The 24,037-nt window shown below is 66.0% G+C and carries 23 protein-coding genes, 1 pseudogene and 1 riboswitch; of the genes and pseudogenes, 16 read left to right on the forward strand and 8 right to left on the reverse strand.

Annotated elements, in window-relative coordinates:
- The first annotated feature begins 113 nt into the window (after positions 1–113).
- The 3 genes from ACREB7_RS02250 to ACREB7_RS02260 are packed head-to-tail and all read left to right on the forward strand — an operon-like array spanning position 114 to position 2,440.
- Positions 114–587, forward strand: coding sequence for a DUF2141 domain-containing protein (locus ACREB7_RS02250; RefSeq protein WP_431590685.1), 474 nt, complete (start codon positions 114–116; stop codon positions 585–587).
- A gap of 6 nt (positions 588–593) precedes the next feature.
- Positions 594–1,568 (forward strand): diacylglycerol/lipid kinase family protein, encoded by a 975-nt coding sequence (locus ACREB7_RS02255; protein ID WP_431590686.1) that lies wholly within the window; start codon positions 594–596, stop codon positions 1,566–1,568.
- An 8-nt stretch (positions 1,569–1,576) separates the two neighbouring features.
- Positions 1,577–2,440, forward strand: a complete 864-nt coding sequence (locus ACREB7_RS02260) for a hypothetical protein (RefSeq protein ID WP_431590687.1) — start codon at positions 1,577–1,579, stop codon at positions 2,438–2,440.
- Positions 2,441–2,589: 149 nt separating this feature from the next.
- Here the strand turns inward: ACREB7_RS02260 and ACREB7_RS02265 are convergent.
- From ACREB7_RS02265 to ACREB7_RS02280, 4 genes and pseudogenes are all read right to left on the reverse strand, one after another.
- Positions 2,590–2,668 (reverse strand): annotated as a pseudogene (locus ACREB7_RS02265).
- 57 nt (positions 2,669–2,725) lie between these two features.
- On the reverse strand, positions 2,726–4,687 hold the full coding sequence (locus tag ACREB7_RS02270) for an ATP-binding protein (protein WP_431590688.1): 1,962 nt from the start codon (positions 4,685–4,687) through the stop codon (positions 2,726–2,728).
- Between the two features lie 113 nt (positions 4,688–4,800).
- Positions 4,801–6,003 (reverse strand): serine palmitoyltransferase, encoded by a 1,203-nt coding sequence (spt, locus tag ACREB7_RS02275; RefSeq protein ID WP_431590689.1) that lies wholly within the window; start codon positions 6,001–6,003, stop codon positions 4,801–4,803.
- 7 nt (positions 6,004–6,010) lie between these two features.
- Entirely contained in the window at positions 6,011–6,247 is a 237-nt protein-coding gene (locus tag ACREB7_RS02280) for an acyl carrier protein (protein ID WP_077148728.1), read from the reverse strand.
- 162 nt (positions 6,248–6,409) lie between these two features.
- Between ACREB7_RS02280 and ACREB7_RS02285 the strand changes: the two genes are divergently transcribed.
- From ACREB7_RS02285 to ACREB7_RS02315, 7 genes are all read left to right on the forward strand, one after another.
- Positions 6,410–6,985, forward strand: coding sequence for a Pycsar system effector family protein (locus ACREB7_RS02285; protein WP_431590690.1), 576 nt, complete (start codon positions 6,410–6,412; stop codon positions 6,983–6,985).
- A 23-nt stretch (positions 6,986–7,008) separates the two neighbouring features.
- On the forward strand, positions 7,009–8,220 hold the full coding sequence (locus ACREB7_RS02290; RefSeq protein ID WP_431590691.1) for a TIR domain-containing protein: 1,212 nt from the start codon (positions 7,009–7,011) through the stop codon (positions 8,218–8,220).
- Positions 8,221–8,319: 99 nt separating this feature from the next.
- A complete protein-coding gene (locus ACREB7_RS02295; protein ID WP_431590692.1) occupies positions 8,320–9,717 on the forward strand; it encodes an MATE family efflux transporter in 1,398 nt (465 codons plus the stop codon).
- Positions 9,718–9,839: 122 nt separating this feature from the next.
- The gene (gene groES / locus ACREB7_RS02300; protein WP_037514464.1) at positions 9,840–10,127 is read left to right on the forward strand and encodes a co-chaperone GroES; all 288 of its coding nucleotides are present in this window, start codon (positions 9,840–9,842) and stop codon (positions 10,125–10,127) included.
- Between the two features lie 84 nt (positions 10,128–10,211).
- Positions 10,212–11,855 carry a chaperonin GroEL gene (gene groL / locus ACREB7_RS02305; RefSeq protein ID WP_431590693.1) on the forward strand — a complete coding sequence of 548 codons (1,644 nt, stop codon included), beginning with the start codon at positions 10,212–10,214 and terminating at the stop codon, positions 11,853–11,855.
- 218 nt (positions 11,856–12,073) lie between these two features.
- Entirely contained in the window at positions 12,074–13,258 is a 1,185-nt protein-coding gene (locus tag ACREB7_RS02310) for a hypothetical protein (RefSeq protein WP_431590694.1), read from the forward strand.
- Positions 13,255–14,061, forward strand: coding sequence for a glutaminyl-peptide cyclotransferase (locus tag ACREB7_RS02315; protein WP_431590695.1), 807 nt, complete (start codon positions 13,255–13,257; stop codon positions 14,059–14,061). Before ACREB7_RS02310 ends, ACREB7_RS02315 begins: the two co-directional genes overlap by 4 nt.
- On the opposite strand, the gene ACREB7_RS02320 is transcribed toward ACREB7_RS02315, so the two are convergent.
- The 4 genes from ACREB7_RS02320 to ACREB7_RS02335 all read right to left on the reverse strand — a co-directional run bounded on the left by ACREB7_RS02320 (position 14,058) and on the right by ACREB7_RS02335 (position 16,012).
- Positions 14,058–14,741, reverse strand: coding sequence for a DJ-1/PfpI family protein (locus ACREB7_RS02320; RefSeq protein WP_431590696.1), 684 nt, complete (start codon positions 14,739–14,741; stop codon positions 14,058–14,060). The genes ACREB7_RS02315 and ACREB7_RS02320 overlap by 4 nt on opposite strands.
- A 21-nt stretch (positions 14,742–14,762) precedes the next feature.
- Positions 14,763–14,853, reverse strand: a riboswitch (ZMP/ZTP riboswitch).
- 35 nt (positions 14,854–14,888) lie between these two features.
- Positions 14,889–15,083, reverse strand: coding sequence for a hypothetical protein (locus tag ACREB7_RS02325; RefSeq protein WP_431590697.1), 195 nt, complete (start codon positions 15,081–15,083; stop codon positions 14,889–14,891).
- 80 nt (positions 15,084–15,163) lie between these two features.
- Positions 15,164–15,493: an entericidin EcnAB gene (locus ACREB7_RS02330; RefSeq protein ID WP_431590698.1), complete on the reverse strand. Its 330-nt coding sequence runs from the start codon at positions 15,491–15,493 to the stop codon at positions 15,164–15,166.
- A 201-nt stretch (positions 15,494–15,694) separates the two neighbouring features.
- A complete protein-coding gene (locus ACREB7_RS02335) occupies positions 15,695–16,012 on the reverse strand; it encodes a hypothetical protein (RefSeq protein WP_431590699.1) in 318 nt (105 codons plus the stop codon).
- 235 nt (positions 16,013–16,247) lie between these two features.
- On the opposite strand from ACREB7_RS02335, the gene ACREB7_RS02340 reads away from it, so the two are divergent.
- The 6 genes from ACREB7_RS02340 (at position 16,248) to ACREB7_RS02365 (ending at position 23,983) form a co-directional block, all read left to right on the forward strand.
- Complete coding sequence (locus ACREB7_RS02340; RefSeq protein ID WP_431590700.1) at positions 16,248–17,234, forward strand: ArsR/SmtB family transcription factor; 987 nt, start codon at positions 16,248–16,250, stop codon at positions 17,232–17,234.
- Positions 17,231–18,172: a methylenetetrahydrofolate reductase [NAD(P)H] gene (gene metF, locus ACREB7_RS02345; RefSeq protein ID WP_431590701.1), complete on the forward strand. Its 942-nt coding sequence runs from the start codon at positions 17,231–17,233 to the stop codon at positions 18,170–18,172. The genes ACREB7_RS02340 and metF overlap by 4 nt, the downstream gene beginning before the upstream one ends.
- Positions 18,169–19,218, forward strand: coding sequence for a homocysteine S-methyltransferase family protein (locus ACREB7_RS02350; RefSeq protein ID WP_431590702.1), 1,050 nt, complete (start codon positions 18,169–18,171; stop codon positions 19,216–19,218). The genes metF and ACREB7_RS02350 overlap by 4 nt, the downstream gene beginning before the upstream one ends.
- 118 nt (positions 19,219–19,336) lie before the next feature.
- Positions 19,337–21,961 (forward strand): methionine synthase, encoded by a 2,625-nt coding sequence (gene metH, locus ACREB7_RS02355; RefSeq protein WP_431590703.1) that lies wholly within the window; start codon positions 19,337–19,339, stop codon positions 21,959–21,961.
- A 12-nt stretch (positions 21,962–21,973) separates the two neighbouring features.
- A complete protein-coding gene (locus tag ACREB7_RS02360) occupies positions 21,974–22,942 on the forward strand; it encodes a phytanoyl-CoA dioxygenase family protein (RefSeq protein ID WP_431590704.1) in 969 nt (322 codons plus the stop codon).
- A gap of 93 nt (positions 22,943–23,035) precedes the next feature.
- Positions 23,036–23,983 carry a right-handed parallel beta-helix repeat-containing protein gene (locus ACREB7_RS02365; protein ID WP_431590705.1) on the forward strand — a complete coding sequence of 316 codons (948 nt, stop codon included), beginning with the start codon at positions 23,036–23,038 and terminating at the stop codon, positions 23,981–23,983.
- Positions 23,984–24,037 lie beyond the last annotated feature (54 nt).

Genomic DNA, 24,037 nt, shown 5'->3' on the forward strand with positions numbered 1-24,037 from the left:
CGCCCCATCACCATGATTTGGCCGCAAATGATTCCGATATGCCGATTCAAGGGCGACAGGGACCCGTGCCGGCTCTGGCTGGCATGGCTATAGCCACTGGGAGCTAATGCGTCATGTCGAAATTTGTATCGACGTCACTCTGTATCATTCTGCTGGCGGTCTCGGGACCGGCCCAGGCAGAGGGGCAGGTCCTGTCGAACGATCTGTCGAAATGCAAGAGCGGGCCGTCCACCCTCGTTCAGATCAGCGGTATCAAGAGCGGCGGCGGCAGGCTCCGTATCCAAAGCTATCGCGCCACATCCGCCGACTGGCTGGCCAAGGGCCGCTGGGTGACCCGCACCGAGGTCGCCGCGCGCGCCGGATCGATGACCGTCTGCGTGCCGCTTCCCGCAGCGGGCAGCTATGGCATCGCGGTGCGTCACGACGTCAACGGCAATGGCAAGACCGACCTGTCCTCGGACGGTGGCGGCATGTCGAACAACCCGAGCATCAACATCTTCAACCTCGGCAAGCCGAGCTACAAGAAGACGGCGTTTGCGGTCGGCGATGCGCCGAAGACGATCTCGATCAGCATGAAATATATGTAAGGATCTATGTCCAGCGTTGCGCTCCTTTCCAATCCACGCTCGACGGGCAACCGCGCCCTGCTGCCGCGTGTTCGCGAAATCTGCGCCGCGCACCCGGACATTTTCCATTACGAGGTCGAGGACGTCGACCAGATCGGCGAGGCGATCCGCACCATTGCGATGGTCAGCCCACGCATCATCGTCGTCAACGGCGGCGACGGCACCGTTCAGGCGGCGCTGACCGAGCTCTATTCGGGCGACTATTTCGGCGGTTCGCCGCCGCCGGTCGCGGTGCTGCCCAACGGCAAGACCAATTTGATCGCGCTCGACCTTGGCGCCGAGGGCGATCCGCTGAAGGCGCTCGAGCGCGTGATCGAGCTTGTCGAGAGCGGCCGGATCGAGGATCATGTCATCCAGCGCCAGCTGATCGCGCTCAACAGCGGCGGCGACGAGCGCCCGGTGCTCGGCATGTTCCTCGGCGGCGCCTATCTCGCCGACGTGATGCTCTATTGCCGCAACCGCATCTATCCGCTCGGTCTGCCCAACGGGTTGTCGCATGTGCTGGCGGCGATCCTCGGCCTGTTCGCGATGCTGCTCGGCATCGGCGGCGGCCGCCTGCCGCCCAAGCCGCAGCCGATGGTCGTGTCGCTGATCCGCCAGGGCGAACTCCATGGCAAATTCTCGCTGCTGATCGTCACCACGCTCGAAAAGCTGCTGCTCAGCATCCGCACCAACGACAGTCCTGGGCCGCGCGGCCAGATGAAGCTGCTCGCGGTCGAGCGCGGCGCCGGCGCGCTGTTCCGCATGCTCGGCGCCACCTTTCGCGGGACGCTCGGCCAGAACCATCTCGAAGGTGTGCATTTCCAGCAGGGCGATGAAATCCGCATCGAGGGCGAGCGGTCCAATGTCATTCTTGACGGCGAGATCTTCGTGGCCAATTCGGGGCGTCCGATCGTCCTGACCTCGACGCAGCCGGTTCCCTTCCTGCGTCTCGCCGCCTGAGCGTCGTCATGGCGGAGCGCCTGACCGATCTGGTCCGCGCCGAACTGGCGCTTCCTGTCGATCCGCGCGCGCGGGCGATGGCGGCGGCGCTGGCGGCCGAATATCCCGGGTCGGCGCGGGCGGTGCTGTTTTACGGCAGCTGCCTGCGTGAGACGCAGCTCGACGGGCTGATGCTCGATTTCTACCTGATCGTGTCGGATTACAGCGACGCTTATGACCGGCGCTGGATGGCGGCGGCGAACCGGTTGATTCCGCCGAACGTCTTTCCCTTCCAGCATGACGGGCTGATCGCCAAATATGCGGTGTTGAGCGAGGGGGATTTCGACCGCCTCAACGGAGCCGAGACGCGCAACGTGTCGGTGTGGGCGCGTTTCGCCCAGCCGTCGCGGCTCGCCTGGGCGGTCGACGACACCGCCGCCGACCGCGCCATCGCCGCCGTGGCGCGCGCCGCACCGACCCTGCTCGCCGCCGCTGGCGCCATTGATGGCGAGGAGCCGCTCGACTGGTGGCGCCGCGCCTTCGCGCTCACTTATTCGGCCGAACTGCGCGCCGAACGCAAGAGCCGGGCGCAGTCGGTGGTCGACGCCGACCCCGAACGCTACCGGCGCTTCAGCAACGCGGCGATCGCCGCCATTCCGATGGGCGCGCGCAGCGGCGGCTGGCTGCGCCGCCGTGCCGAGGGCAAGGCGCTGAGCGTCGTCCGTCTGGCGAAGGCCAGCCTGACCTATGCCGGCGGGATCGATTATCTGGCGTGGAAGATCAACCGCCACGCCGGAACGAAGATCGAGATCAAGCCCTGGCAACGCCGCTGGCCGCTGGTGGCGGCGCTGACGCTGGTGCCGCGTTTGATGCGGAGCGGGGCGATCCGGTAGGGCGGTTGCGGCCGAAAGAGCACCACAAATCCCGTTCGCGTCGAGCGAAGTCGAGATACCCCCAGCAACGCACGCCTTCGGGGCGTCTCGACTTTGCTCGGCGCGAACGAAAATAGAGGACGGTCCGAGCAAAGCCCGGTCTCAGAAGTTGCCAGCGGCAGGGGATCGAACCCGCACCCGTTGCCGGGATCGCTGTAGCGATACGTCTACCAATTCCGTCACGCTGGCTGCCTGCCCGTAGCGGCAATGTGACGGCTCGGCTAGCAGAGCGCTTTCCAGACGCCCCTAACCGAACGCCGCGATCTTCTCCGTCGGGCGCGGGTCGCTGCTGCGGCGGATCGCCTGTTCGAGCTGGGTCAGCGTAAAGGGTTTGCGCAGCACATCATGGTCGCCGAAGCTGGCGACCTCGCTCGCGTCGCCGGCAAAGCCGGTCACGAACAACACCGCCAGCGCCGGCCAGCGCTGTTTGAGCCCGGCGACCAGTTCGGGGCCGGTGAGGTCGGGCATCAGCACGTCGGACAGGATGAGGTCGAAGCCGTGCTTTTCGACCAGCGCCTCGGCGTCGCGCGGGTCGCCGCATGCGACCGCGCGGTGGCCGAGCTCCTCGACCGCCTCGACCGTCGCGGTGAGCACGCGCGGGTCGTCCTCGACCACCAATATATGCAGCGCCTCGCTGGCCGTCTCGCTCGCGGTTACCGGCGATGCGGCGATTTCGGGCGGCAGGGCTTGGGGCTGCTGGACCACCGGCAACAGCATCGCGACGCTGGTGCCCTGGCCCTCGGTCGACTGGATCTGCACCTCGCCGTCCGACTGGCGGCAGAAAGCGAAGACCTGGCTCATGCCGAGGCCGGTGCCCTGACCGGCGGGCTTGGTGGTGTAGAAGGGGTCGAAGACGCGGGCGAGGACTTCGGGCGACATGCCGCAGCCGGTGTCGATCACCTGCACTGCGAGCGCCGCCGGCTGATCCTCTTCGTCGCGCACGGTGCGGATCGTTAGCGATCCATGGCCCTCCATCGCGTCGCGGGCATTGACCGCAAGGTTGAGCAGCGCATTTTCGAACTGCTGGCGGTCGAGCCACGCCGCGAGCCCGGGCGTCCGCAGGTCGAGGGTCAGCGCGATGCGGTCGCCGATTGTGCGTTCGATCAGCTCGGCAAAGGCGGCGATGCTGTCGTCGACGACCATCATTTCGGGCCGCGCCGGTTCGGACCGCGCAAAGGCGAGCAGGCGGCGGGTCAGGTCGGCGGCGCGGTTGGCGCCGTCGAGCGCGTTGTGGATATGCCGCTGCGCCTTGTCGGGCGCCTCGACCAGCCAGCGCTGCGCCAGTTCGAGCCCGCCGACCACCACCGCCAGCATATTGTTGAAATCATGCGCGATGCCGCCGGTCAGCTGGCCGACCGCCTCCATCTTCTGCGCCTGGCGCAGCTGGTCCTCGGCGACGGCGCGCTCGGTCATTTCGTTGCGCAGCGCGAGGTTCGCCTGCGCGAGTTCGGCGGTGCGGTCGCCGACCGCGGCTTCGAGCTGGGTCGCGCGGTCGCTCTCGGCGAGCTGCTCGCGGCGCGCCAGCCGCCGTTCGCCCTCGGCGCGGATCAGCGAGAAGGTCGCGGCGATCGCAATGACCGCCGCTGCCGCCCCGAGCAGCGAGAAGAGCAGGATCGCCTGGCTCAGGTTGTCGCGGTCCGCCGCCGCGATGCGGTTGCGTTCGGTGAGCAGCGCCCGCTCATTGCGGATCAATTCGGTCAGCAGCCGATCGATGCGGACCAGCGCCGCGTCATGGCCGGCGGCGTTATATTTGGAGATCGCGGCGATGGTCTGCCGGTAATTGGCGCTGAGCGCCGCGTCGCCGAGCTGGGCCCCGCGCCGGTCGAGTTCGGTGGTCAGCTGCTTGACCAGACCGGCGGCTTTGGGATTGTCGCGGACATTGCGCCGCAGCAAGGCCAGATATTGCTGCGCCAGACCCCATTGCTGCTGGAAAACGCGGCCATCCTCTTTCTGCAGCCCGACCGCGAAGCGCCCGAGCGCCGCTTCCGAGCGTGCCAGCGCCGCGTCGAGGCTGCGCGTTTGCGAGATCACTTCCAGGCTGTGCGCCTGCCAGCCGAGCGAGCGGTCATAATTGTCGTTGGCGCGGGTGACGAGCAGGACGAGGGCGACGACGACCCCGACCAGGATCGCTCCGACGCCGATCGTCAGCCAGAAGCGGACCCGCTCCCGCCGACTGTCGCTTTCGCTGTCAAAATCCCGCTCGAACACCCGATGCTTTTACCGGACAAGCGCGGCATCGCAAAGCCGCGAACGAGTCGCCAGCCGCCCGCCAAATCAACTCGCCCCGAAAAGGAGTCCGCTGGTCGGCGCGCGCGCTCGGTTCAGCCGATAATGCCGACGCGCTTGCCCGCGCGTTCGAAGCGGCCGAGGATCTCGCCGACCTGCTCGCTGCTATGCTCGGCGCAGAGCGAACAGCGCAGCAGCGTCATGCCCGCCGGGGTCGCCGGCGGGCGCGCGAGATTGACGTAAAGGCCCTCCTCGAGCAGCGCCTCCCACATCATCGCGCCCTTTTCGAGGTCGGGCATGATGACGGCGATGATCGCCGACTGCGGCTCCTCGGTGCCGAGCGTGAAGCCGAGATCGCGCAGCCCCTTGTGCAGCGTTTTCGAATTTTCCCAGAGATGCGCGCGCTTGTTCGACCCGTGCATCAGCTTGCGGATGCTCGTCGCGGCGGTCGCGACGACGCTGGGGGGCAGCGAGGCGGTGAAGACATAGGGACGGCAGACGAGGCGCAAAATCTCGAACTTCGGATGGTTCGAGACGCAGAAGCCGCCGACGGTGCCGACGCTCTTCGAAAAGGTGCCGATGATGAAGTCGACATCGTCCATCACGCCCTGCGCCTCGGCGACGCCGCGGCCATGCTCGCCGATGAAGCCCATCGAATGCGCCTCGTCGACCAGCACCATCGCGCCATTTTCCTTGGAGACGCGGATCATCTCCTTGAGCGGCGCGATGTCGCCGAGCATCGAATAGACGCCTTCGAGCACGACGAGCTTGCCCGCCTCGGGGGGCAGGCGCTTCAGCCGTTTTTCGAGCGCCTCGACGTCATTGTGGCGGAAGGCGACGATTTCGGCGTTGCCCATCGCGCAGCCATCATAGATCGACGCATGGCTGTCGATGTCGAGGATGACATAGTCGCCCTTGCCGGCGATCGTCGAAATGATGCCGAGGTTCGCCTGATACCCGGTCGAGAACACCATGGCATGATCCATGGCGTAAAATTCCTTGAGCGCCTCTTCGCACTCCTTGTGCCCCTGATAGGTGCCGTTGAGGACGCGGCTGCCGGTGGTGCCGCTGCCGAATTTGTCGAGCGCGTCCTTGCCCGCAGCGATGACATCCTCGTCGAAGGTCATGCCCATATAGTTGTACGTGCCGAGCAGGATCGTCTCGCGCCCGTTGCAGATCGCGACGGTCGGCGACACGACGCGCTCCATCACCAGGCTGAACGGATCGGTGACGCCGGTGGCGAGCAGGTCCTCGCGCTGCTGGATCAGCGGGTCGAATTTCGAGAAGAGGTCGGTCATCGGCGGATCAGCCCTGCAGCTTTTCGACCGCGGCGATCAGCTGGCCGACGGTTTCGATCTCGGCCTGCATGTTCATGCTGATGATGATGTCGAAGGTGTCTTCCACTTCCGCGACGAAATCCATCACCGTCAGGCTGTCCCATTCGAGGTCGCCGGCAAAGGTCGTGGCGTCGGTCAGTTCGACGCCCTTCTTGTTGAACGGTTCGATCAGGCCGTGGATCTGGTCGGTGAGGGCGGTGCTCATGGGTGCGTCCCTTTAAGGAAATAAACTTGCGCGCGGGCATGCCGCGCCGTCCCCCGCTTGGCAAGCGAATGCGGCGGGATTCGGGCAGCATCTTGCCCGCGCCGGACGGACGTGCCATCGCTGCTGCGGGTCGCACCGCACAGGCATGGCAGGGGCAAGCCGATGGACGACAAGGTCAGCGAGACAAAAGCGGCGCCGCCGCCCGCGATCAGCTTTCCGCCGAACGCGGTTCATCTGGTGCGCACCAACCAGCAGTTGACGATGACGCTGTCGCAAATGGCCGACCAGAAGGCGTCGATCCTGATGGGCGCGACCTTCGTCGTCTTCACCCTCGCGATCGGGCAGGCGCGTGCGGGAGCGGGGGCGCTCGCCATCCCGCTCGCGATCCTCGCGACTTTTTCCTTCCTGTCGGCGCTGCTCGCGATTTCGGCGGTGCTGCCGCGCGTCGGCAAGGCGCCGCCGGTGGTCTATAAGGACGGCAAGGATCACAGCAACATCCTCTTCTTCGGCCGGTTCGAGCAGATGGAAGAGGATGAGTTCATCCAGGCGGTAAAGGCGCGGCTGCGCACCGAGGAAGATTTGTACGAGACGATGCTGCGCGACACCTATCAGAACGGCATCGTGCTCGCGCGGCGCAAATATCGTTATCTGGCTTATGCCTATCGGCTTTTCGTCGTCGGGCTGACCGCGACCTTCATCGCTTTTGCGGTCGAAATGGCGATGCAGTGGAGCAAATGACGGCGTGATGCATTAGGGCAGCAATGACCGACGTCTTTATCAGCTACAAGCGCGAAGAGCGCCCGCGCTGCGTCGCCATCTATAACGCGCTCGTCGATCTGGAATTGTCGGTGTGGTTCGACGCGCATATCGAACCCGGCACCGATTTCGACCGCGAGATCGAGCGCGAAGTGCGCGCTGCCGGCGCGGTGCTTGTCCTCTGGTCCGAACGCGCCGCCGACAGCGACTGGATCCGCGCCGAGGCGCGCACCGGACGTCAGGCGAACCGGCTGGTCGCGATCCGGCTCGACGATTGCCTGCCGCCGCTCGAATTTGCGTCGGTCCAGGCGATCGACCTGTTCGACCATCGTGACGTTTCTTCCGATGGGGACTGGCAGGCGAGCGAAGGCTGGCGTCAGGTCGTCGGCCGCATCGGTCGCCTCGTCGGTCGCCCCGGCCTCGGCGATTATGTTGGTTGTGAACAGCAGGCCGACGCCGATTGCTGGCGCGCATGGATTGCGGGCAACCTTGGCGATCCGCTGCGCGACAAGGCAAAGCGGCGGCTGGCGCTGCTGATGCGGCCCGAGCCTGCCTTGTCGATAGCGCAAGCCGCGGCGCCCGCAGCCGATATCGCGCCGCCGACGCCCTCCATCCCGATACCGGCGCCAACCGAATCCGCCGCCATATCCCCGCCGTCATGGATACATCGTCACGGCTGGACCGTCGCAATCGCCGTGCTGCTGTTGTTCGCGATGATCGCGCTTTTCGATCGTTTCACGACCAGCGATCAGACACAAAAGGGCGCAATCGCCGGCGCGCGGTCCGAACGTCCGTCCCAAGGCGTGGCTGCGCCGAACGATCCCGACGCCGCCCGGGCGGCGACCGTGGCGGCGGCAAAGGACAAGCCCGCGCGGTGCCCCGGAACCAATCCCTATCGCATCGCCGCCTTGCCCGGACGTACCGATCTGCAACCGCAATGGAAGCAGACGGTCGACCGCGTCTGGCTCGCGTGGAGGAATTGTCCGGGGCTGGTTGTTGTCGAGGGTTATGTGGAGAAGGGCGGTAACAGCCGCGACGCCTCCGGCATGGCGATCAAAATGGCGGAACAACTCGCGCTGAAGGGGATTCCGGAAGGAACATTGACCTGGACCGGCAAAGGCGCGGGGCAACCGCTGCCCGGCCACGACCCAGGCGACGCGACGAACCGGCGCGTCGAAATCTATCTGATGGAGCCCTATCACCCCGGCCTGCGGTGATCGCGGAATGTGGCCAATATGCCACCATCGCCGACAATCTTGGATCCGGCGCCAACGCCCGATTGAAACCCCCGCAACCCGCGACTATCCGGGCCGGCTGTGTTGCAGACCGCTACCCCCCTGACCGCGGATGTTCCGTCGGGTCTTCGCGCCGAATTTCGCGCAACGCTGGCGCTCGCCTGGCCGCTGGCGGCCGCGAACCTGTTGCAGATGCTCGTCCATGCGATCGACGTGATCTTCGTGGCGCGGCTCGGCGACGCCGCCCTCGCCGCCTCGTCGCTCGGCGTGTCGATCTTCGGGCTCTTGCTGTGGACCGGCTCGGGTCTTGTCGGCGCAGCGGCGCCGCTGATCGCCGCCGAGCTTGGCCGCCGCAAACATGCGGTGCGCGAGGTGCGGCGCACGGTGCGGATGGCGCTCTGGCTCAGCGCGCTGATCTCGCTGATCTTCATGGGCATTTGCGCGGCGGGCGGACCGATCATGCTCGCAACCGGCCAGGCCGCCGATACGTCGGCGCGCGCTGCGGGCTTCCTGCTCATCCTGCTCTGGGGCATGTTCCCGATGATCGCGGCGAGCGTGCTTCGCATCTTCGTCTCGGCGCTCGGCCGCCCGACGATCGCGACCGCGATCACCTTCGGTGCGCTCGGCGTGAACGCGCTCGGCAACTGGATGCTGGTGTTCGGCAACCTCGGCATGCCCGCGCTCGGGCTGCACGGCTCGGCGATATCCAGCGTGATCACCAGCACGCTGATGCTGCTCGCCTATGTCGTCATCATCCAGTCCGACCGGCGGCTGCGGCGCTATCACCTGTTCGGCAACTGGTGGCGCAGCGAATGGACGCGCTTCTTCGACATGCTGCGCATCGGCGCGCCGATCGCGCTGACCATTTTGGCCGAGGCGGGTCTGTTCACCGGCGCCGCTTTCCTGATGGGCCGCATCGGCGAGGCGCAGCTGGCTGGGCACACGATCGCGCTGCAGGTCGCGGCGCTGGCCTTCCAGATTCCGTTCGGCGTGGCGCAGGCGGCGACGATCCGCGTCGGCCTCGCTTATGGCGCGGGCGACCACCGCGGCATCGCCCATGCCGGCACTGCGGCGATGATCCTCGGCATCGGCTTCATGGGCGTGACCGCGCTGACGATGTGGCTGTTCCCGTCGCTCGTCCTGTCGATCTATGTCGATGTCGATGCTGCAAAGAACGCGGCGCTCGTCGGCTTCGCGCTGCAGTTCCTGGTCGTCGCCGCCGCCTTCCAGCTGTTCGACGGCGCGCAGGCGGTGGCGGCGGGCGCGCTGCGCGGATTGCAGGACACGCGCACGCCGATGATCATCGCGATCTGCGGTTACTGGATCGGCGGCTATGGCACCGCGATCTACCTCGGCTTCTGGACTCCATGGGCCGGCGTCGGCGTATGGATCGGGCTGGCGGTCGGGCTGGTGCTGGTCGCCGGGTTGCTGCTGCTGCGCTGGCGGATGCGCGCCCGTCTCGGCCTGCTTCCGGCCTGACGCAAAAAACTTGATCCCGGGCGCTTGACGCCCATGGGACTCCCACCCATATGCCCGCCTGTTAGCACTCGCGCCTTGTGAGTGCTAAGAACGACATCATTTGCACCTCTGGAGAGATATCCATGCAATTCCGTCCTCTGCACGACCGCGTGCTGGTTCGCCGCATCGAAGCCGAAGAAAAGACCGCCGGCGGCATCATCATCCCCGACACCGCCAAGGAAAAGCCGCAGGAAGGCGAAGTCGTCTCCGTCGGCACCGGCACCCGCGCCGACGACGGCAAGGTGACCCCGCTCGACGTCAAGGCGGGCGACCGCATCCTGTTCGGCAAATGGTCGGGCACCGAAGTCAAGGTCGATGGCGAAGAGCTGTTGATTATGAAGGAATCGGACATTCTGGGCGTCATCGCCTGAAGGGTCCCGGCATCCCTTGCGGATGCGATTTCAGTGTGAAGTTACGCGGTTTTCCGCGGTTTTCATTTTCAAAGGAACAAGCACATGGCTGCTAAAGACGTCAAATTCTCGCGCGACGCGCGTGAGCGCATTCTGCGCGGTGTCGACACCCTCGCCGACGCGGTGAAGGTCACCCTCGGTCCCAAGGGCCGCAACGTCGTGATCGACAAGAGCTTCGGTGCGCCCCGCATCACCAAGGACGGCGTCACCGTCGCCAAGGAAATCGAACTCAAGGACAAGTTCGAGAATATGGGCGCCCAGATGCTGCGCGAAGTCGCATCGAAGGCGAACGACAAGGCCGGCGACGGCACCACCACCGCGACCGTTCTCGCCCAGGCGATCGTGCGCGAAGGCATGAAGTCGGTTGCCGCCGGCATGAACCCGATGGACCTGAAGCGCGGCATCGACCTCGCGGTCACCAAGGTTGTCGAAACGATCAAGGCGCAGTCGAAGCCCGTTTCGGGCACCGCTGAAATCGCCCAGGTCGGCATCATCTCGGCCAATGGCGACAAGGAAGTCGGTGAGAAGATCGCCGAAGCCATGGACAAGGTCGGCAAGGAAGGCGTGATCACCGTCGAGGAAGCCAAGGGCCTCGATTTCGAACTCGATGTCGTCGAAGGCATGCAGTTCGACCGCGGCTATCTGAGCCCCTATTTCATCACCAACCCGGAAAAGATGCTCGTCGAGCTGGCCGATCCCTACATCCTGATCTTCGAAAAGAAGCTCTCGAACCTGCAGGCGATGCTGCCGATCCTCGAAGCCGTGGTGCAGTCGGGCCGTCCGCTGCTGATCATCGCCGAGGACATCGAAGGCGAAGCGCTCGCTACGCTGGTGGTCAACCGCCTGCGCGGCGGCCTGAAGGTCGCGGCCGTCAAGGCGCCGGGCTTCGGCGATCGCCGCAAGGCGATGCTGCAGGACATCGCGATCCTCACCGCCGGTGAAATGATCAGCGAAGACCTGGGCATCAAGCTGGAAAGCGTCACGCTCGCCATGCTCGGCCAGGCCAAGCGCGTCACAATCGACAAGGACAACACCACCATCGTCGACGGTGCCGGTGAAGCCGATGCGATCAAGGGTCGCGTCGAACAGATCCGCGCGCAGATCGAAACCACGACCAGCGATTACGACAAGGAAAAGCTGCAGGAACGTCTGGCGAAGCTCGCCGGCGGCGTTGCGGTGATCAAGGTCGGCGGCGCGTCGGAAGTCGAAGTGAAGGAACGCAAGGATCGCGTCGACGACGCTCTCCACGCGACCCGCGCTGCGGTTGAAGAAGGCATCGTCCCCGGCGGCGGTACCGCGCTGCTGTACGCGACCAAGGCTCTCGACGGCATGTCGGGCGTCAACGAAGACCAGACTCGCGGCATCGACATCATCCGTCGTGCGCTGCAGGCTCCGGTTCGCCAGATCGCCGAAAACGCGGGCTTCGACGGCGGTGTCGTCGCGGGCAAGCTGTTCGACCAGAACGACAGCAACTTCGGCTTCAACGCCTCGACCGACGTCTATGAAGACCTAGTCAAGGCCGGTGTCATCGACCCGACCAAGGTCGTCCGCACCGCGCTGCAGGACGCCGCTTCGGTTGCCGGTCTCTTGATCACCACCGAAGCCGGCATCGCCGAAACGCCCGACGACAAGCCCGCCATGCCCATGGGCGGCGGCGGCATGGGCGGCATGGGCGGCATGGACTTCTAAGTCCTCTGCACCCATCGCTCGGCGCAAGCTGACAGGAAGGGCCGGGAGAGCGATCTCCCGGCCCTTTCCTTTTGTCCGCGTCCCGCTTGCGGGAGGGGCTAGGGGAGGGCGTGTCGGATATGACTCGGCGCTGGGCAACAGGCCCTCCCCCGACCCCTCCCGCAAGCGGGAGGGGAGAAGCTTGTTGCCAGGGCGTTCGCCCATTAGAGACCATGTCCATGACCACCGCGCCCCCCATCGACCGCCTTCGCGCCGCGCTGCTCGCCGATGAGGCGGCGCAGCTCCGGCTTGCGCCGATCGCCGACACGGCGGCGTTTCTCGATGCGATCACCGCTTATGCTGCGGGGCTGGGTTTGCCGATCGCCCGCGATACCTTCGCTGCCGGGCTCGCCCGCGCCGCGACCCCGCAAATGGAACAGCAGCTTCCGGCGCTCCGGCTGGCCGAGGCACCGCCGCGCCACTGGCTGCCGGTCGACCTTCTCGGTTATCAGGGCGCGATCGCCGTCGAATGGCTGCATTTCGCGGGCTTGCCGCTCACCGATCCCTTTTTCGAGGAAACATGGCGCAAGGTGCGCTTGTTGCCGTTCAACCGGCTGATGCGCTGCGCGACGCCGCTGGCGGCGCTCGAACCCTTCGCCGACGCCCCCGCGCCCGATGGCATCGTCTATCATATGTCGCGCTGCGGCTCGACGCTGGCCGGCCAGATGCTCGGCGCGGCGCCCGGGCATATCGTCGTGGCCGAACCCCCGGTGCTCGACACGATGATCCAGCTTGTCGGGCGCGGCACGCTGTCGCCGGTGATGATCCGCGCGATGGCGGGCGCGCTGACCCGCGACCGCGACGGGCAGGCACGGCACCGTTTCCTCAAGCTCGATGCCTGGCACTGTTTCGTGCTGCCGCTGCTGCGCGGGGTGTGGCCCGACACGCCCTGGACTTTCCTCTATCGCGACCCGGTCGAGGTGCTGGTGTCGCAGCAGCGCCGCCCCGGCATGCACGTCCGGCCGGGGGTGCTGCCGCTCGACGCCTATGGCGTCGATGCGGCCGACGCCGCCGCGTCGGACAATTATGCGGCGTGGATTCTCGACCGGATCTGCCGTTCGGCCGCCGATGCGATCGATGAAGACTGCCTGCTCCTCAACTATGAGCAGCTTCCCGGCGCGCTCGCCGACGCGCTGTTGCCGCATTTTGGGGTCGAACCCGACGCGGCGGCATTGGAAAAGATCGTCGCGGCCGGCACACGCTATTCAAAGGTTCCGACGCAGGCTTTCGCGGGCGATTCGGAGGCCAAGCAGCGCGAGGCATCGCCCGAACTGCGCGCCGCCGCCGCGCCCCTGCTCGCGACCTATGCGCGGCTCGAGGATCGTCGGCGCGCGGCGACCGCGCCTTCGCCGGTGGTGGCATGACCCTGCGGCGCCTGCTTCTGGTCGCCGCGTCGCTGCTGGCGCTGCCCGCCGTGGCCACGCCGCCGACGGCGGCCCCGACGGCAACCGAGCCTGCGCCGCCGGCGGTTCCGCGCTGCGGCTATCGCATCGTCCAGACCTATCCGCACGACCGCACCAGCTTCACCCAGGGGCTCTTCTGGCACGACGGCCATCTGTACGAAGGCACCGGCCAATATGGCCGCTCACGGATCGCGCGGCTCGACCTCGCGACCGGCAAGGCGCTCGCCGAAAAGGCCTTGCCCGCCGACGAGTTCGGTGAAGGCATCGTCCGCTGGCGGGACCAGATCATCGGCGTCACCTGGCAGGGCGGGGTCGGCCACCGCTGGCGGCTCAAGGATCTCAAGCCGATCGGCAATTTCCGCTACAAGGGCGAGGGCTGGGGCGTGACGCTGCGCGGCGACGACCTCGTGCTGAGCGACGGCACGCCGGACCTGCGCTTCTTCGACCCCACGACGATGACCGAAAAGGGCAAGGTAACGGTGCGTTTCGCCGGCGCACCGCTCGCGATGCTCAACGAGCTAGAGACGATCGACGGCGAAATCTGGGCCAATGTCTGGATGACCGACGCGATCGTCCGCATCGACCCCGCCAGCGGCGATGTCACCTCCTTCATCGACCTCACCGGCCTGAAAAAGACCGCAGGGGCAAGGGGCGGCGACTCGGTGCTCAACGGCATTGCGTGGGACGCGAAGAAGAAACGCCTGTTCGTGACCGGAAAATATTGGCCGCAGCTGTTCGAAATTGCGCTGACCGACTGCCGTTAGCCGTCCGCCGCCAGCGCCGATTCCATGCGCGCCGCCGCCGCATCATAGACCCGCGCCTTCAACCCTGCGGTGATCGCCGCAGGCGCGTGATCGGGATGGCCGCCGGCGAAGGGCGGGGCGGGATCATATTCGATCGCGAGCTGGATTGCCTGCGCGATCGCATCGCCCTTCAGCCGCGCGATCAGCGTTAGCGCGAAATCGAGTCCCGAGGTCACGCCTCCGCTGGTCACGACATTGCCGTCCTCGACGACGCGCGCGTTCACCCATTCGGCGCCGACCAGCGGCAACAGATGTGTATAGCCCCAATGCGTCGTCGCGCGTTTGCCCGCGAGCAATCCGGCCCGGCCGAGCAGGAAGGCGCCGGTGCACACGCTCGTCACCCAGGCGGCGTCCGCAGCCTGTGCCGCGATGAAATCGATCGTCCTTTGGTCGCGCAGCGCTTCGACGACGCCATGCCCGCCGGGAATGCAGAGGATGTCGGCTTGCGGCGCCGACGCGAAATCATGCGTCGGCAGGATTGCAAAACCGCTGTCGGTGGCGATCGGATCGCGGTTCGCCGCCGCCCCGACGAGTATAGCGCCGGGCATGCGGCACAAGGCTTGTGCGGGCGCGGTGAAATCGAGCTGGGTGATGCCCGGAAAGAGCAGGAAGACGATGGTGGTGGGCTGGGTATCGGTCATGGGCGTGTCCTGGCGCTGGCGTTGGATCACCCAGGCGCGCGGCTCGCAGGACCCATGGTCCGTCCCGCTTCCCGATGGGACTCCATCTTCAGCGCCAGTCGCGGGACGCCGCCAGTCTAGCGCCGGGACGACGCCAGCGAAAGCCGCTTATTTCTTGGTCGCATCCTGGTCGGCGGTTGCCGTGCCGTCGCGGCTTTCGAGCATTTCGGCGGCGTCGTCGAGCGCCTTGGCCTCGCTGACGGTCACACCGCCGGGCCCGGGCTCGTTGTCCGTCCGGCTGCACCCCGAGGCCAGGATCAGCGCCGCTGCGGTCACGGCCATGGCGGTCTTGCGGTTCGGCATCGTCTCTCACTCCCGCAAAAAGGGCCCCATCCGCACGCGAATGGAGCCCCTTTCATAGCACGCGTCAGCGCGCCAACGACTTACTTCTTGTCGTTGGCTTCGGCCTTGGCGGTTTCTTCCTTGATCTTGTCGCCGGCCTTGGCGGCGGCGTCGCCAGCGGCGTTGACCGTGCCTTCGACGGCATTGCCGGCCTTGTCGGCGGCACCGACGACGGCGTCGGCGCCATCCTTGGCGGCGTCGGCGGTCGCGTCGGCCGCATCGGCGGCGCCAGCGGCGACGGCATCGCCCGCAGCGGCGGCGTCATCGGCGACGGCGGCGCCGGCTTCCGAGGTTTCTTCCTTCGCCTTTTCCGAGCAGGCGGTCAGGCTGAAAGCCGCAGCGGCGATCGACGCGATGATGAGTTTACGCATGAATATTCCTTTCAAAACCAAAGCGACCGGCATCCGGCCCCTTGCGTGCAGGACTAACTCCGCACGGGGTCGTTGGCAACCGCGCAGCCGCAACGCGCGAAGGCCGTTCCCGTTCCAAAACGAAAAAACGTCAAAACGGAAAAGGGGCCGCCGGCAAGCCGACGACCCCCAAATCCTTCGACCAAAAGGCCGGCCAGAAGCTTACTTCTTGGCAGCGTCGACAGCAGCCTTGGCGGCGTCGGTCGCTTCGGTCGCAGCCTTGGCAGCTTCGCCGGCCTTGTCGGCGGCTTCGCCAGCCTTGTCGGCAGCGCCGGTCGCGGCGTCGGCGGCTTCACCAGCGGCAGCGGCGGTCGCGTCGGCAGCACCGGCAGCGGCGTCCATCGCGCCGTCAGCAGCACCTTCGGTGGTTGCTTCGGTCGTTGCTTCCGGGGTCGCGGCTTCGTCAGCCTTCTTTTCGCCGCAAGCGGCGAGGCCCAGCGAGGCGGCGAGGACGAGCGACAGAGTGATGGTCTTTTTCATATGGGAATACCCCTCTCGAGTGAACTGATCGGTAGCATTCCGGATACGGTCCATTCCGACCCGGCGAATTGCCAACCGTCTTCACCGCTACAATTTCGCAAAAAGCGGTGCAACGGGGTTTTTGCGTGCTCCGGCGCAAATGAGACAAGGCGCTCGTTCATCTTGGCGCAAGACGCCGGAAATAGGGCGCGGCGCTCGGTTGACTGGATATAAAGAAATCTTTATATGTCTCTAAATGACCGAGTTGCTCGACATTTTTCGTGCCCTTGCCGATCCGACCCGCTTGCGAGTCGTCGCCCTGCTGCGCGAGATGGAGCTGGCGATCGGCGAACTCGCCGTCGTTCTCGAGCAAAGCCAGCCGCGCGTTTCGCGCCATGTTCGCATCCTCGCCGACGCCGGGATCATCGAGCGTCGCCGCGAAGGGAGCTGGGTCTTTCTGCGGATCGCCGAGGGCGGGCCGGTAGGCCAGATTCTGGCCCGCGCCGAACTCTGGCCCTTTTCGCCGCGCGAGGCGTTGATCATCGGTTATGACGCGCAGCGGCTTGCCGCCGTGCGGACCGAACGCGCGGCGGTCGCCGAACGCTATTTCGCCGACCATGCCGCCGAATGGGATGCGATCCGCTCGCGCCATATCCCCGAAAGCGAGGTCGAGGCGGCGATGCTGGCGCTGATGCACAACCGCCGGCTCGGTCATCTGCTCGACATCGGCACCGGCACCGGCCGCATGGCCGAGATCTTCGCGCCGAGCGTCCGTCGCATCACCGCGCTCGACCGCAGCCCCGAAATGCTGCGCATCGCGCGCGCCAAGCTGGCGGACCAGCCGGTGCCGATCGACCTGGTGCAGGGCGATTTCCTCGACCTGCCGCTCGCCGACGCGAGCATCGACAGCATCGTGGTACATCAGGCCTTGCACTTCGCGCACGAACCCGACCGGGTGATCGCCGAGGCGAGCCGGGTGCTGCGCGGCGGCGGCCATCTGCTGATCGTCGATTTCGCCCCGCACGAGGATGAGGAGATGCGCACGCTCGCGGCGCACGCCCGCCTCGGCTTTTCGGACGCGCAGATCCGCGGCTGGTTCGCCTCGGCGGGCATGGTGCTCGAAAACTCGCAGACGCTCGAAGGCGGCGACCTTGCGGTCAAGCTCTGGCTTGGCCGTCGCCGCAGCGACGAAGATCAATCTCCGGTCCAGCAGGACGGACAGCGCAAAAGGCTTGCGGCATGACGACCAATCTCAATTCGCTGTCGGAGGCGCATCGCGCCGCCGCGTCGCCGCTGTTCGCCGGACTCGCCGGCGACGTCGGCATCAGCTTCGAATTTTTCCCGCCGAAGACCGAGAAGATGGGCGAGACCTTGTGGGACTCGATCCGCACCCTCGAACCGCTCGGGCCGAACTTCGTGTCGGTGACCTATGGCGCGGGCGGATCGACGCGTGAGCGCACCCATGCGACCGTCGCGCGGATCGTCCAGGAAACCGGCATCCCCGCCGCCGCGCACCTGACCTGCGTCGACGCCAGCCGCGACGAGATCGCCGAGGTGGCGCAGGCCTATTGGGATGCGGGCATTCGCCACATCGTCGCGCTCCGCGGCGACCCGCCGGTGAAGGGCGAGAGCTTCCGCGCCCATCCCGACGGTTATAGCTGCGCCGCCGAACTGGTGTCGGGGCTGCTCGAGATCGCGCCGTTTGAAATCTCGGTCGCCGCCAATCCCGAAATGCATCCGGAGGCGCTGAGCCCGGCGGCCGATCTCGACAATCTCAAGCGCAAGCTCGACGCCGGGGCGACGCGAGCGATGACGCAATTCTTCTTCGAACCCGACACTTTCTTCCGCTTTCGCGATGCGGCGGCGGCGGCGGGGATCAGCGCGCCCATCCTGCCCGGGATCATGCCGGTCAGCAATTTTGCCGCGATCCAGCGCATGTCGGCGATGTGCGGCACCGACGTGCCGCGCTGGCTGGCGTCGCTGTTCGAGGGACTCGACGACTTGCCCGCCGCGCGCCAGCTCGTTGCTGCGACCACCGCCGCCGAACTCTGCCGCCGCCTCTATGCGGGCGGGGTCCGCGACTTCCATTTCTACACGCTCAACCGGGCCGAACTCAGCTATGCGATCTGCCATATGCTGGGGGTCCGCCCGGCGGCGCCCGCAACGGAGAAAGCCGCATGACCATCGCTCGTGAAGCCTTGCTGGCGGCCGCCAAGGATCGCATCCTGATCACCGACGGCGCGTTCGGGACCGAAATCCAGAACTGGAAATTGTCCGAGGCCGACTATGCCGGAACGCTGGGATTGTCCCACGATCAGAAGGGCAATAACGACATTCTCGCGCTGACCCGGCCCGACGTGCCCGAAAGCATCCACCGCGCCTATTTCGAGGCGGGGGCGGACATTGCCGAGACCAACACCTTCAGCGCCAACCGGATCAGCCAGGCCGATTATGGCGCCGAACATCTGGTGCGCGAGATCAATGTCGAAAGCGCCCGGATGGCGCGCCGCGTCGCCGACGAGTTCCGGGCGAAAGACGGCCGCCCGCGCTTCGTCGCCGGGGCGATCGGGCCGACCAACAAGACGCTGTCGCTGTCGCCCGACGTCAACGACCCCGGCTTTCGCGAGATCGACTTCGATCATCTGAAAGAGGTGTACCGCGAACAGATCGACGCGCTGGTCGAGGGCGGGGTGGATTTCATCCTGATCGAGACGATCTTCGACACGCTCAACGCCAAGGCCGGGATCATGGCGGCGATCGAGGCCGGCGACGCGCTGGGCCGCGACCTGCCGATCATGCTGTCGATGACGTTGACCGACCTGTCGGGCCGTAACCTGTCGGGCCATACGGTCGAGGCCTTCTGGCACGCCGTTCGCCATGCGCGGCCGCTGACGATCGGGCTCAACTGCTCCTTCGGCGCGACGCAGCTGCGCCCGCACGTCAAGACGCTCAGCGAGATCGCCGACACGTTGATCATGGTCTATCCCAACGCGGGCCTGCCCAACGAACTCGGCCAATATGACGAAATGCCCGATACCACCGCCGGGCTGGTCGGCGAATGGGCGGGTCATGGACAGGTCAACATCCTCGGCGGCTGCTGCGGCTCGACCCCGACGCATATCGCCGCGATCGCGAAGGCGGTCGAAGGATTGCCCGCGCGCGCGCTGCCCGAGGTGGCGGTGCGGACAAGGCTCGCCGGGCTGGAGCCCTTCACGATGGCGGCCTAGTTCCCCTCCCGCTTGCGGGAGGGGTTAGGGGAGGGCCTGCTCCTCTCCAGCGCCGCCCGTGAATCATACAAGCCCTCCCCCGACCCTCCCGCAAGCGGGAGGGGAGAAGAAGATCGAGATGACCGACACTCCCGCCGCCTCCTCCACCTTCGTCAATATCGGCGAGCGCACCAACGTCACCGGTTCGGCGGCGTTCAAGAAGCTGATCCTCGCCGACGACTACACCGCAGCGGTCGAGGTCGCGCGCCAGCAGGTCGAGAATGGCGCGCAGATCATCGACGTCAACATGGACGAAGGCCTGCTCGACGCCGAATATGCGATGACGACCTTTTTGAAGCTCATCGCCGCCGAACCCGATATCGCGCGCGTGCCGGTGATGATCGACAGCTCGAAGTGGGACGTGATCGAAGCCGGCCTCAAATGCGTCCCCGGCAAGCCGATCGTCAATTCGATCAGCATGAAGGAAGGCGAAGAGCCGTTCCTCGCCCATGCGCGCAAATGCATGGCCTATGGCGCCGCGGTCGTCGTCATGGCGTTCGACGAGGTCGGGCAGGCGGACACCCGCGAGCGCAAGATCGAAATCTGCGAGCGTGCCTACAAGCTGCTGATGACGATCGGTTTCCCGCCCGAGGACATCATCTTCGATCCCAATGTCTTCGCGGTCGCGACGGGTCTGGAAGAGCATGACAATTATGCGGTCGACTTCATCGAGGCGGTGAAGGAAATCCGTATTCGCTGCCCGCATGTCCATTTTTCGGGCGGCCTCTCCAACCTCAGCTTCGGCTTTCGCGGCAACGAGACCGTGCGCCGCGCGATGCACAGCGTCTTCCTCTATTATGCGATCCCCGCCGGGCTCGACATGGCGATCGTCAACGCGGGGCAGCTCGACGTCTATGACACGATCGATCCCGAACTGCGGCAGGCGGTCGAGGATGTTGTGCTCAACCGCAAGGTTGAAGGAGAGGTGGAATCGCCGACCGAGCGGCTGATCGCGCTCGCCGAACGCTATAAGGGCAGTAATCCGGCGCAGGAAAAGGCCGCCGAGGAATGGCGCGGCTGGCCGGTCGCCAAGCGGCTCGAACATGCGCTGGTCAAGGGTATCGACGCCCATGTCGTCGACGATACCGAGGAAATGCGCCTGCTGCTGCCGCGCCCGATTGAAGTGATCGAAGGGCCATTGATGGACGGTATGAACGTCGTCGGCGACCTGTTCGGATCGGGCAAGATGTTCCTGCCGCAGGTGGTGAAATCGGCGCGCGTGATGAAGAAGGCGGTGGCGCATCTGCTGCCCTTCATCGAGGCGTCGAAGGAACCGGGCGCGAAGGGCAAGGGCAAGGTCGTGATGGCGACCGTCAAGGGCGACGTCCACGACATCGGCAAGAATATCGTCGGCGTCGTGCTCCAGTGCAACGGCTTCGAGATCGTCGATCTTGGGGTCATGGTGCCCTGGTCCAAGATCCTGGAAGCGGCGAACGAGAATGACGCCGACATCATCGGTCTGTCGGGCCTGATCACCCCCTCGCTCGACGAGATGGTGACGGTGGCCGAGGAAATGCAGCGCGCGGGCATGACGATGCCGCTGCTGATCGGCGGCGCGACGACGTCGAAGGTCCATACCGCGCTGCGCATCGATCCCGCCTATGCCGGGCCGGTGCTGCACGTGCTCGACGCGAGCCGCGCGGTCGGGGTCGCGACCGCGCTGGTCAGCGACACCGGGCGCGACGCCTATGTGAAGGGTTTCAAGGACGATTATGCCCATGTCCGCGACGTGCGCGCGGGCAAGGGGCAGAGCGTGCTCCACACGCTCGAAGAGGCGCGCGCCAATTATTACGACGCCTATCTCAGCGACAAGCCCGCACCGCCGCTCCAGCCAGGGCTGCACCGCTTCGACGACTGGTCGCTCGAGGATTTGCGCGACTGCATCGACTGGACGCCCTTCTTCCGCGCCTGGGAACTCCACGGCACATGGCCGTCGATCATGGACGATGAGGTGGTCGGCGAGACCGCGCAGGCCCTGAAGGCCGACGCCGACGCGATGCTCGACCAGTTGATCGCCGAAAAGTGGCTGACCGCGCGCGGCGTGTGCGGCCTTTGGCCTTGCGCGCGCGACGGCGACAGCGTGACGATCCATCTCGCCGAGGAAGAGCGCCATGTGACGCTCCCCTTCCTGCGCCAGCAGATCAAGAAGAGCCGCGACCGCGCCAATATGTGCCTCGCCGACTTCATCGATCCGGCGGGCGACTGGATGGGCGGCTTCGCCGTCGGCATCCACGGCATCGAGCCGTTTTCGGAACGCTTCCGCGCCGACAAGGACGATTATTCGGACATCTTGCTGAAGGCGCTCGCCGACCGCTTTGCCGAGGCGTTCGCCGAGCGACTGCACCAGCATGTCCGCACCACCTTGTGGGGCTATGCGCCCGGCGAGCAGCTGACCAACGAGGCGCTGATCAAGGAGGAATATCGCGGCATCCGTCCGGCGCCGGGCTATCCGGCGTGCCCCGACCACAGCCTGAAACCGATCCTGTTCGACCTGCTCGCGGCGGGCGACAATGCCGGGCTGGTGCTCACCGAAAGCTTTGCGATGCTGCCCACCGCGGCGGTCAGCGGTTTCTATTTCGGGCACCCCGAAAGCCAGTATTTCGGGGTGGCGCGGATCGGCAGCGACCAGCTTGAGGACTATGCACAAAGGCGCGGGGTCGATATCGAGACCGCGACGCGCTGGCTGCGCCCCAATCTGGATTGACGAAAGCCGATCATGTCCGAAGTGCTTGAAATCGCCTGTCTGGAGGAATTTTGGGCGTCGCACAGCGGCAAGGGACCACCGCTCGACGAGATGGTCGGCAAGCTGCTGCTCGACACATTGGGGCTCGGCAATCAGCAGGTGTTCGAGCAGCTCTATCTGGTGAAGCCGGACTATGCGGGCTTTCAGGCGTGGATAATCGAAACCGCCGGTGCGCCCGACCCGCTGCTGGTCGACCGCTTTCACGCCTGGCTCTATGAAATGGCACCGGGCGAAGACGCGCAGGCGGCGCTCGATGCGATCGCGGCGATGCCCGATGTGCTCGACGAAGCCGCGCTCGCGCACTGGGACGAGCATGGCTATGTCATCCTGCCCGATGCGATTTCGGCGGAGGAGATTGACGCCGTCAAGGCGCTGCTGTGGCAGGTGATCGAGGCCTCGCCCGACGATGTCGAAAGCTGGTACAGCGCCAAAACGAACGGCATCATGGTCCCGCATTTCCAGAGCCCCGCGCTCGAAGCCGCGCGCCGCAGCCCGCGTGTCCATAAGGCGTTCGCCCAGCTCTGGGGCGCCGAAAATCTGTGGGTGATCATCGACCGCATGGGCTTCAACCCGCCCGAGCGCCCCGGCCATCCGTTCAGCGGTTCGGATATCCATTGGGACGCGAGCCTCGTCCAACCGATCCCGTTTCATACGCAGGCGGTGCTCTATCTGACCGACACCGAAGCCGATCAAGGCGCGTTCCGCTGCGTCCCCGGTTTCCACAAGCGCATCGATGGCTGGCTCGCCGGGCTGAACGGCGCCAACCCGCGCGAGGTCGATCTGTCGGCCGATGTAAAGCATGTCGCGGGCCACGCGGGCGACCTGATCATCTGGCGCCAGGACCTGCCCCATGCGGCGAGCCCGAACCGTTCGAACCAGCCACGGCTCGCGCAATATCTGACCTATTATTCGCCTGACATGGTGATCCAGCCCTGGCGTTAACCCGCGTGATCGGGGGCGTCCGCTTTCGGGACGCGCCGCCCGTTAACCAGCCTTGCAAACGACTGGCGCGCCCGTTTCGCCTATGGTCTTGGCATGATCCGCATTCGTCCCAGCCTGATCACCGCGCTGCTCATCGCTGCCGTGGTCGTTGCCGCCCCCGCGCCCGCCCAGACCGGCAGCGCGCCCTACAGCATCGACGGCCGGGGCTATTCGCGCCTGCAGGATGCGGTCGATGCGATCGGCGACGGGCAGGGGACTATCAGCATCGCGTCCGGCTATCATCGCGACTGCGCGGTGCAGACGGCGGGACGCATCGCCTTCGTCGCCGCCGAACCCGGGCGCGCGATCTTCGACGGCGTGACCTGTGAGGGCAAGGCGGCGCTGGTGCTGCGCGGCGCGGGCGCGAAGGTCGACGGGATCGTGTTCCAGAACATGCGCGTGCCCGACGGCAATGGCGCGGGCATCCGGCTCGAAAAAAGCGATCTCGACATCGCCAACAGCCTGTTCCGTAACAGCGAGGAAGGCATATTGACCGCCGACGACCCCGAGGCGACGCTGACCATCGACCGCTCGACCTTCTCGCGCCTCGGTCGCTGCGACCGGGGGCTGAGCTGCGCGCACAGCGTCTACACCGGCATCTATGGCCGCGTGATCGTCACGCGGACGCGCTTCGAAAAGGGCAGCGGCGGCCATTATTTCAAGTCGCGTGGGATCGTGGTCGACGTGCGCGACAACAGCTTCGACGATACGCAGGGGACGGCGACCAACTATATGATCGACCTGCCGTCGGGATCGGTCGGGCGGATCGCGAACAACATGTTCGTGCAGGGCCGCGACAAGGAAAATTATTCGGCGCTGATCGCGGTCGCCGCCGAGGAACGCAAGAACCCGTCGCGCGGGCTGGTGATCGAGGGCAATCGTGCGACCCTGCCTGCGGGCATGGACCGCAAATCGGTGTTTGTCGCCGACTGGAGCGGCGAAGCACTGGCGATAGGGGCGAATGAGCTGGGTGCGGGGCTGGTGCGGTTCGAGAAGCGCTAAACGAACCCATCAACCCGTTCGTGTCGAGCGAAGTCGAGACACGCTGACATCGTG

Origin of the sequence: Sphingopyxis sp. (assembly GCF_050725615.1) — a bacterium.
In the GTDB taxonomy this organism is placed as follows: domain Bacteria; phylum Pseudomonadota; class Alphaproteobacteria; order Sphingomonadales; family Sphingomonadaceae; genus Sphingopyxis.

Coding starts and splice junctions, on each gene's coding strand:
- ACREB7_RS02335 (WP_431590699.1), bottom strand. CDS start 16,012: ATGAAAAAGACCATCACTCTGTCGCTCGTCCTCGCCGCCTCGCTGGGC.
- ACREB7_RS02330 (WP_431590698.1), bottom strand. CDS start 15,493: ATGCGTAAACTCATCATCGCGTCGATCGCCGCTGCGGCTTTCAGCCTG.
- ACREB7_RS02360 (WP_431590704.1), top strand. CDS start 21,974: ATGTCCGAAGTGCTTGAAATCGCCTGTCTGGAGGAATTTTGGGCGTCG.
- ACREB7_RS02280 (WP_077148728.1), bottom strand. CDS start 6,247: ATGAGCACCGCCCTCACCGACCAGATCCACGGCCTGATCGAACCGTTC.
- groL (WP_431590693.1), top strand. CDS start 10,212: ATGGCTGCTAAAGACGTCAAATTCTCGCGCGACGCGCGTGAGCGCATT.
- metF (WP_431590701.1), top strand. CDS start 17,231: ATGACGACCAATCTCAATTCGCTGTCGGAGGCGCATCGCGCCGCCGCG.
- ACREB7_RS02255 (WP_431590686.1), top strand. CDS start 594: ATGTCCAGCGTTGCGCTCCTTTCCAATCCACGCTCGACGGGCAACCGC.
- ACREB7_RS02365 (WP_431590705.1), top strand. CDS start 23,036: ATGATCCGCATTCGTCCCAGCCTGATCACCGCGCTGCTCATCGCTGCC.
- ACREB7_RS02290 (WP_431590691.1), top strand. CDS start 7,009: ATGACCGACGTCTTTATCAGCTACAAGCGCGAAGAGCGCCCGCGCTGC.
- groES (WP_037514464.1), top strand. CDS start 9,840: ATGCAATTCCGTCCTCTGCACGACCGCGTGCTGGTTCGCCGCATCGAA.
- ACREB7_RS02350 (WP_431590702.1), top strand. CDS start 18,169: ATGACCATCGCTCGTGAAGCCTTGCTGGCGGCCGCCAAGGATCGCATC.
- ACREB7_RS02250 (WP_431590685.1), top strand. CDS start 114: ATGTCGAAATTTGTATCGACGTCACTCTGTATCATTCTGCTGGCGGTC.
- ACREB7_RS02315 (WP_431590695.1), top strand. CDS start 13,255: ATGACCCTGCGGCGCCTGCTTCTGGTCGCCGCGTCGCTGCTGGCGCTG.
- ACREB7_RS02310 (WP_431590694.1), top strand. CDS start 12,074: ATGACCACCGCGCCCCCCATCGACCGCCTTCGCGCCGCGCTGCTCGCC.
- ACREB7_RS02340 (WP_431590700.1), top strand. CDS start 16,248: ATGACCGAGTTGCTCGACATTTTTCGTGCCCTTGCCGATCCGACCCGC.
- metH (WP_431590703.1), top strand. CDS start 19,337: ATGACCGACACTCCCGCCGCCTCCTCCACCTTCGTCAATATCGGCGAG.
- spt (WP_431590689.1), bottom strand. CDS start 6,003: ATGACCGACCTCTTCTCGAAATTCGACCCGCTGATCCAGCAGCGCGAG.
- ACREB7_RS02260 (WP_431590687.1), top strand. CDS start 1,577: ATGGCGGAGCGCCTGACCGATCTGGTCCGCGCCGAACTGGCGCTTCCT.
- ACREB7_RS02320 (WP_431590696.1), bottom strand. CDS start 14,741: ATGACCGATACCCAGCCCACCACCATCGTCTTCCTGCTCTTTCCGGGC.
- ACREB7_RS02325 (WP_431590697.1), bottom strand. CDS start 15,083: ATGCCGAACCGCAAGACCGCCATGGCCGTGACCGCAGCGGCGCTGATC.
- ACREB7_RS02285 (WP_431590690.1), top strand. CDS start 6,410: ATGGACGACAAGGTCAGCGAGACAAAAGCGGCGCCGCCGCCCGCGATC.